The sequence below is a fragment of the Chryseobacterium sp. CS3K3.1 genome (assembly GCF_059515165.1).
This window is the reverse complement of sequence record NZ_JCAKRV010000020.1, coordinates 95881-102521: the sequence shown is the minus strand read 5'-3', so window position 1 is coordinate 102521 and position 6641 is coordinate 95881. Positions and strand designations below refer to the sequence as shown.

The 6641-nt window shown below is 36.3% G+C and carries 6 protein-coding genes; 1 reads left to right on the top strand and 5 read right to left on the bottom strand.

The features are described 5' to 3' along the window. Window positions 1-47: 47 nt before the first annotated feature. The 3 genes from AC5YGI_RS17810 to AC5YGI_RS17800 form a co-directional block, all read right to left on the bottom strand. Entirely contained in the window at window positions 48-512 is a 465-nt protein-coding gene (locus AC5YGI_RS17810; RefSeq protein WP_330746813.1) for a hypothetical protein, read from the bottom strand. Window positions 513-536: 24 nt separating this feature from the next. Continuing rightward, window positions 537-992, bottom strand: coding sequence for a lipocalin-like domain-containing protein (locus AC5YGI_RS17805; protein ID WP_330746814.1), 456 nt, complete (start codon window positions 990-992; stop codon window positions 537-539). A gap of 119 nt (window positions 993-1111) precedes the next feature. Beyond that, window positions 1112-3121 carry a hypothetical protein gene (locus AC5YGI_RS17800; protein ID WP_442879189.1) on the bottom strand — a complete coding sequence of 670 codons (2010 nt, stop codon included), beginning with the start codon at window positions 3119-3121 and terminating at the stop codon, window positions 1112-1114. Between the two features lie 156 nt (window positions 3122-3277). Between AC5YGI_RS17800 and AC5YGI_RS17795 the strand changes: the two genes are divergently transcribed. Further along, window positions 3278-3892 carry a DUF4377 domain-containing protein gene (locus tag AC5YGI_RS17795; RefSeq protein WP_330746816.1) on the top strand — a complete coding sequence of 205 codons (615 nt, stop codon included), beginning with the start codon at window positions 3278-3280 and terminating at the stop codon, window positions 3890-3892. A gap of 156 nt (window positions 3893-4048) precedes the next feature. Here AC5YGI_RS17795 and AC5YGI_RS17790 read toward each other — a convergent pair whose 3' ends face one another. Beyond that, complete coding sequence (locus AC5YGI_RS17790) at window positions 4049-4987, bottom strand: SPFH domain-containing protein (protein ID WP_110010426.1); 939 nt, start codon at window positions 4985-4987, stop codon at window positions 4049-4051. 202 nt (window positions 4988-5189) lie between these two features. Beyond that, window positions 5190-6545, bottom strand: a complete 1356-nt coding sequence (locus AC5YGI_RS17785) for a deoxyguanosinetriphosphate triphosphohydrolase (RefSeq protein ID WP_330747668.1) — start codon at window positions 6543-6545, stop codon at window positions 5190-5192. Between the last annotated feature and the right edge of the window lie 96 nt (window positions 6546-6641).

Sequence of the window (6641 nt, the reverse complement as noted above, 5' to 3'; positions counted from 1 at the left end):
AACCTTTACTTTTAGATTGAGATTGCTTCACCTTCGGTTCGCAATGACTATATGTTGGTAGAATTCTGTTTATTCTGATGGAGTTTCTTCCCTATCATATATCCTGTTGAAGGCAGAATAAATGACAGTACAACCGGAAATAACAATGCTATGCCTGAGCCCTCAAGAATAACTGTCAGAGGAAAAAGATATCCGTTATAAACAAGCAGTGCCAATGTAAAAAGAAAACTGTCACTATTACCTGTAGAAAGAATATTAAAATCATTACCAAACTGATCAAACAAGCCGGAACAAAGGAATAAGAAGACATTCACAAAAAACATCCATAGGACCGTTCTGTAGATCATTCCTTTTTTTGCATTCAGATATCCGCCGAGGATCAGAAATAAAGACAAAATTCCGGAAACGACATAATCCAGTCCTGATACATCAACTTCACTGCCCATTCTTCCAAAGAAATACATGCCATACAATACCAGATTCAGGAGATAGATGACTGTTACATAATTCATACGTTAAAAATTTTATGTTTACGGTTAGTATTGTTTTTCAAGTATGTCGTAATGAACCGTGTTGGCTATTTTTTCAGCGAATGCATCTCCGTTTACTTTTTTCGGTTCAGGAATATAGCTTGAAAAGGTTATCGTATGATCTTTATTGATTGTTACTTCCACTTCTTCAAGGATATTTTTATCATCTACATAAAACTGGATCCTGTTTTCAACAATCCTCCAAAAAGACAGTCTTGGTTCAGATGGACTGCAGTCACCCGACTTCCCTTCTACATAATTATAAATGGCAAAACCATCTTCCCTGATGGCATAATTTCTCATCAGGCGGCAGTTATCGAATTCTTTTATCACTTTATTTTTACCTTCATAAAATCCGGCTTCCTTCAGTTTCCAGAATCCTGTAACGTTTTCTTTGGTTAATTTTTGGGCACTGACCAGAGAAACGGTCAGAAAAGAGGCAAGAAAAAATATCTTAGACATAATGAATTTGTGTTTTTTTGATTGTAAACGAATATAATAGTGAGTAAAGAATTACGGCGGGCGGCTTCGCCGCCCGCCGTAATTCTAAACCTTAAACTTTAAACTTTAAATTCAAAGCTCTATTTAAACTTCTTCTTAAAACTGAATTTAAGCATATTCATGAGTCCCGGTTCAATGATATCAATTCCCAATCCGAAATTGCTGTCGGCAACAGTATGATGATCTGTTCGGAATTGTTCAAACTCACTTTGCGGAATTTCAATATTGATCAGAGGATTGTATTCAATATAAACACTTGCCCCGTTTTTGTGTACTTTTTTTCGGCTTTTATAGTCAAAATACGGGTTGGATATTGTACTTTCCTGAACTGTATATTTTTCTTCAACATCAATTTTCTGATCCGTCTGCAAATTAATTTCATATTTCTCACTGTCGAAATTATGCCAGAAAGGTAAATCTTTATGGATGAAATCTCTTGCACTCGCCTTCACTACATTCCGGTCAAAGTACATCAGAAAACGGTTTTTCTGTGGATCCACAAAGTAAGGATTTTCAATGGTTGCAGTATATTGGATCTTAACTTCATTCAGTCTTTTATCATCACTTACTACATCAATAGCAGCATCTTTGAATACGTTTCGGACATCTGTACCATTGCGGTCGCCTGAATAATTAAGCGCATAGAAAAGGAAGCTGTTCCAGCTGTCTATAATTTCTCTTTTATTGGTACTTTTAAAATACCTTCTCATAGCATTGGCTCTGTTTCCTTTATAAGTCGTTGATAAAGTAAGCTTTCCGGTATTGCCCTGTGCATTTAAATCTACTCTTTCATCAATACAAAAATAAGGGAATTTATAAGATTTTCTTACCTGAAGCTCCTGATCTTTCTTCACTTCCAGATAATGCATAAAATAGATAAAACCTCTGTTTTCAATCAATCCGAATTCATCACGGATGGTTGCATCAATGAAATATTCTTCACCCTTATAATTCACTTTTACAACAACATGATTGAAACTTAACAAGGATGGCAGATAGTATTTAATATAATAATCCGTATTAAAATTAACCAGCACTACAGAGGCGTCTACTCCTATATAATCAAGGATTACTTTCAATAAAACCGATTTTGCCTTACAATCGCCCTGTTTATTTTCATACGTTACTGATGGTTCCTGTGGCTTATGACCATTCATTTCATCTGCATTGAAGACATAATAGATATGATTTTGTACATATTCTATGGCAAACTGCAGTTTTTCATCCTGATCAGCAATGGCATCCAGTTTTTCAACCAGATTGGGAGCAAAATCCTGTAAAGAAGACTTGTTAAAAATTTCCTCATAGAACGGTACAATATAGTTGGAAAGGTCTTTCCAGTTACTTTCTGTAGCAAAATCTACATAAGGAAAAATTTCACGACCTGAATCTACAGGGTTGATATAATTCTCTTCTTCAATGACAAATCTGTCTCCTTTTTTCAGATAACTGATCTCCGGTTCAAGGACATTTCCCTGCTCATCTCTGAAAAATGTTTTTTTATAGGCAATAGTCTGTTCACGTTCGTTGATGAACGTAAATTTAAAACTTCCATAAGCCCAATAGTTATCGGGACTTACCCAGACATACTTTGAGAATTCCTTTCTTAGAAAATCACGGTCTGTAAACTCTTTGATCCTTGAATCTTCCAAGATCAGAACATCATACAGCCTAAGATCTTTAATGGTAATATTGATTTTTTTATTACTGCTAAGAACTCCTCCACTGCTTTGGTTTTCACTGTCGAGAACCTTTATTTTTGTGTCCGGAATCTTATCGATCAGCACTCCATCCCTCAACACACTGATTCTGTGAATCTGGTAAACTTCATTTTCCTCCACAATCACATCAGAAACAGAAGCTCTTTCCAGGTTTCCAGGTTCGTTCAGAGTATACGCCATGCAGACGTACTCACTGTTTTCCGTATTGCTTGTATAGTATTTTTTGTCTAAAAAATAGCAGTAATCACGACCTTCATCAATTTGTCTTCTGGCAAATTCGGAGTCTTTGATTCGGTTCTTTATTTCCTCATCCCCGATATTTCCTGCCCACATTTCAGGTTTTTGAATCCTGTAATTTTCAACTTGCATTTGATTATCCATATTTATTATAAGAATTATATTTTGGTTAGTGTTTAAGAAATTCAAATTAAACAATTAAAAAAGTAAAAAACAATAGCAGAAGTACTACAAATTCAGTATTTTTTTTCGGCACAGTAATTGCGAGGTATGGGGAAAATCAAGTTTATGAAAAGTATAGCAACAATTCTAAAAGGGACAGCACCCGCATTAGCATTATTCGCAATGACGCAATGTACAACCACAGCCAATGCATCCGCAGGTGATGAAAAAACATTCATCGTAGGACCACAAACAGCAGATTGTACAGGAGTAGCTCCTATGAAATGTCTGCAGGTAAAAGAAAACGCTTCCGGAAACTGGACGAATTTCTACAGCAATATCGAAGGATTCACTTATGAACCGGGATATGAATATGTTTTAAAAGTAAAAACAGAAAAAATTGAAAATCCTCCGGCTGACGGATCTTCCATAAAATACACTTTGGTAAAGCAGGTTTCTAAAACGAAAAAAGCAGAACTGGCAGCCGATGAAAAAACAATTATCATAGGACCACAAACCGTAGAGTGTTCTGCCGGAGCCGGCCGTATGCAATGCATGCAGGTAAAAGAAAGTACTTCTGCAGACTGGACGAATTTCTACAGCCCTATTGAAGGCTTCACTTATGAGCCGGGTTACGAATATGTTTTAAAAGTAAAAACAGAAAAAATCGCTAATCCTCCGGCAGATGCTTCTTCCATCAAATATACATTGGTGGAACAGGTTTCTAAAACGAAGAAATAATCAATAAAAAACCGCTTCTGAAAATTCAGAAGCGGTTTTTTATTGCTGGAAGCTGGAAGAACGAAGCCAGAAGTTGCTTTTGGACGATCCGAAAAAGTCAGCAAATGATCCATTTTTAAGTGTTTATTTCTGTCTTTCTTTTTACTTTCTTTTATCTTAAAACCCAGTCTCTTTTTGTGGAGGATCAGGATATTTTCCTTTCGTAGCCTCTCCTACTGTGTTGGCTGTTGTCATCGCCACTACAAGATCGTTCAGCATTCCGCTGGCTGCTGTGGGTGAATTGGGAAGGAGTACAAGATTACTTCTGTTGCTGGCGCCCACAGAATGTAAAGTATCATAATGCTGTGTCACCACAATCAATGCTGATGCTTCATGAGAATTGATATCCACATTATTCAGCATTCTTACAGACTCTTCAAGCCCTTTGGCAATTTCTCTTCTCTGGTCGGCAATTCCCTGCCCTTGTAATTTCTTGGATTCTGCTTCTGCTTTTGCCACCGCAACAATTCTGATTCTTTGTGCTTCAGATTCGTATTCAGCAGCGGTTTTTTCTCTTTCTGCTGCATTGATCCTGTTCATGGCATGTTTTACCTGCTCATCCGGATCAATATCTGTTACCAAAGCTTTGATAATATCATATCCATAACTGTTCATGGCATCCTGAAGCTCGCTTTTCACCGCAATGGCCACGTCATCTTTTCTTACAAAAACATCATCAAGCTTCAGCTTGGGAACTTCTGCTCTTACGACATCAAAAACAAAAGAAGTAATTTGATTTTCAGGATTTTCCAAACGATAATAAGCATCTCCCACCTGGCTTCTGATGACCTGATACTGAACAGAAATTTTCATTTTGATGAAAACATTGTCTAATGTTTTGGTGTCAATCATGACATCCAGCTGCTGAATTCTCAGATTAAGTCTTTTGGCAATCTGATCTATGATGGGCAGCTTAAGGTGAAGACCTGAATGCTTTACCGCACGGAATTTCCCGAAACGTTCTATAATTGCTGCTGTTTCCTGCTTAACGACAAAAAACGAAGCGAATAAAATGATAAGCCCGAAGAAAATAACGGGTGCAAAATATATACTCATAGTTTTAATTTTTATTAATATGTTGTCACACCACCTGTTTTTGTTAAAAACATTTTTGTAAGTAGCTGCTTAAATATAAGAAAAATAAAAATAGAGTTAATTACAAATTTTAGAGTAAAAGTCACTCTAAACCATAAAAAAGCCTCCACTTTAATGCAGGCATTAATTGAAGAGGCTTGTGAATTATTACAGTAAATAGAATCTACACGGTCATTCCGATGTCTATTCCTTTAATTTTTCTATATAAATCGGTCGCATAATTATCTGTCATTCCTGAAACGAAATCAATCACGCCAAGAACTTTCTGATAATCAGTGCCGTCATTGTAAATAAATTGCTTTGGAATAAGTTTCAAAGCTTTTTCATCATAGGATTTTCTGTTGTCCTTAGACTTCAGAATAGAGGGAATAAAATGATCCAGCAATTCGTACATTACGTTATACCCTGCATTTTCAATTTCAACAACAGCTTTATGATTGTAAATTTTTTCTACCGAGAAACTCTCAATATCCTGTAATGCTTTGTTTTCTTTCTTGTAAATATCAAGTAAGCCGTTGCCAAGATTTCCTTCAAGAATTGTTTCAAAGTTATGCTTATACATCTCAATCGACTTATTGATCAAGGCATTGATTACTTTTGCTCTTAAATAAGAAATCTGTTCGTTTTCATTAGAGATGGAGCTTAATTTTGTTTCAATTCTCTGAACATCATCCGTCTCCGATTTTACCAGCTCGAAAAACAGGTTTTTGCAGTCTGCTGTGGAAACAATTCCCAATCTGTGGGCATCTTCCATATCAATGATATTGTAACAGATATCGTCAGCCGCTTCTACCAGCCACACAAAAGGATGTCTTTTGAAAATGTGAGGTTCTTCACTTTCGGAAATAAGTTGTGTTCCTTTGGCAATTTCCAGAAAAATATCTTTTTCATTCTGGAAAAACCCGAATTTCTTCCTGTGAATAATTCCTTTCTTTTTCGCTACCGCTTCACACGGATATTTTGCAATACTTGCCAGTGTAGAGAATGTCAGCTGGATACCACCAGCATCTTTTCCTTGCTGCTGTTGTGCCAGTACTCTGATGGCGTTGGCATTTCCTTCAAAATTAACCAGATCCGCCCACTCCTTTTCATTGAACTTAGATTTCAGATCCTTTTCATTTCGTTCAAAATAGCTTGCAATAGCATCTTCCCCGGAATGTCCGAATGCAGGATTTCCCACATCATGGCACAAACACGCTGCTGCAATTACATTTCCTAAGTTATAGAGATAAAAATTCTTTGAATCTTCAGTAAGGTCGTTTTTAAAATCTTCAGCAATAAATTCACCGATAATACTTCCTAAACTTCTTCCTACGGATGATACTTCCAGAGAATGCGTAAGTCTGTTGTGCACAAAAACACTTCCCGGAAGAGGAAAAACCTGCGTTTTATTCTGCAGTCTTCTGAAGGCAGAAGAGAAGATAATTCTATCGAAATCCCTTTGAAAATCAGTTCGCGAAGCTTTGGTCTGTGGATTGTTTCCTGTACGTTGATTGGTGAAAATCTGGTTTAAATTCATCATTTTTCAAAATTACTCCAAATTTTAATTGTACGGAATAGTATTTAGATTTTTATTAGTGAGATCTTCCATTCAAAAAATCTATTATAGTAAACG

Excerpts from the sequence above, each read along its gene's own strand:
- AC5YGI_RS17790 (WP_110010426.1), bottom strand. The coding sequence starts at position 4,987 with ATGAGTATATATTTTGCACCCGTTATTTTCTTCGGGCTTATCATTTTA.
- AC5YGI_RS17800 (WP_442879189.1), bottom strand. The coding sequence starts at position 3,121 with ATGCAAGTTGAAAATTACAGGATTCAAAAACCTGAAATGTGGGCAGGA.
- AC5YGI_RS17810 (WP_330746813.1), bottom strand. The coding sequence starts at position 512 with ATGAATTATGTAACAGTCATCTATCTCCTGAATCTGGTATTGTATGGC.
- AC5YGI_RS17805 (WP_330746814.1), bottom strand. The coding sequence starts at position 992 with ATGTCTAAGATATTTTTTCTTGCCTCTTTTCTGACCGTTTCTCTGGTC.
- AC5YGI_RS17795 (WP_330746816.1), top strand. The coding sequence starts at position 3,278 with ATGAAAAGTATAGCAACAATTCTAAAAGGGACAGCACCCGCATTAGCA.
- AC5YGI_RS17785 (WP_330747668.1), bottom strand. The coding sequence starts at position 6,545 with ATGAATTTAAACCAGATTTTCACCAATCAACGTACAGGAAACAATCCA.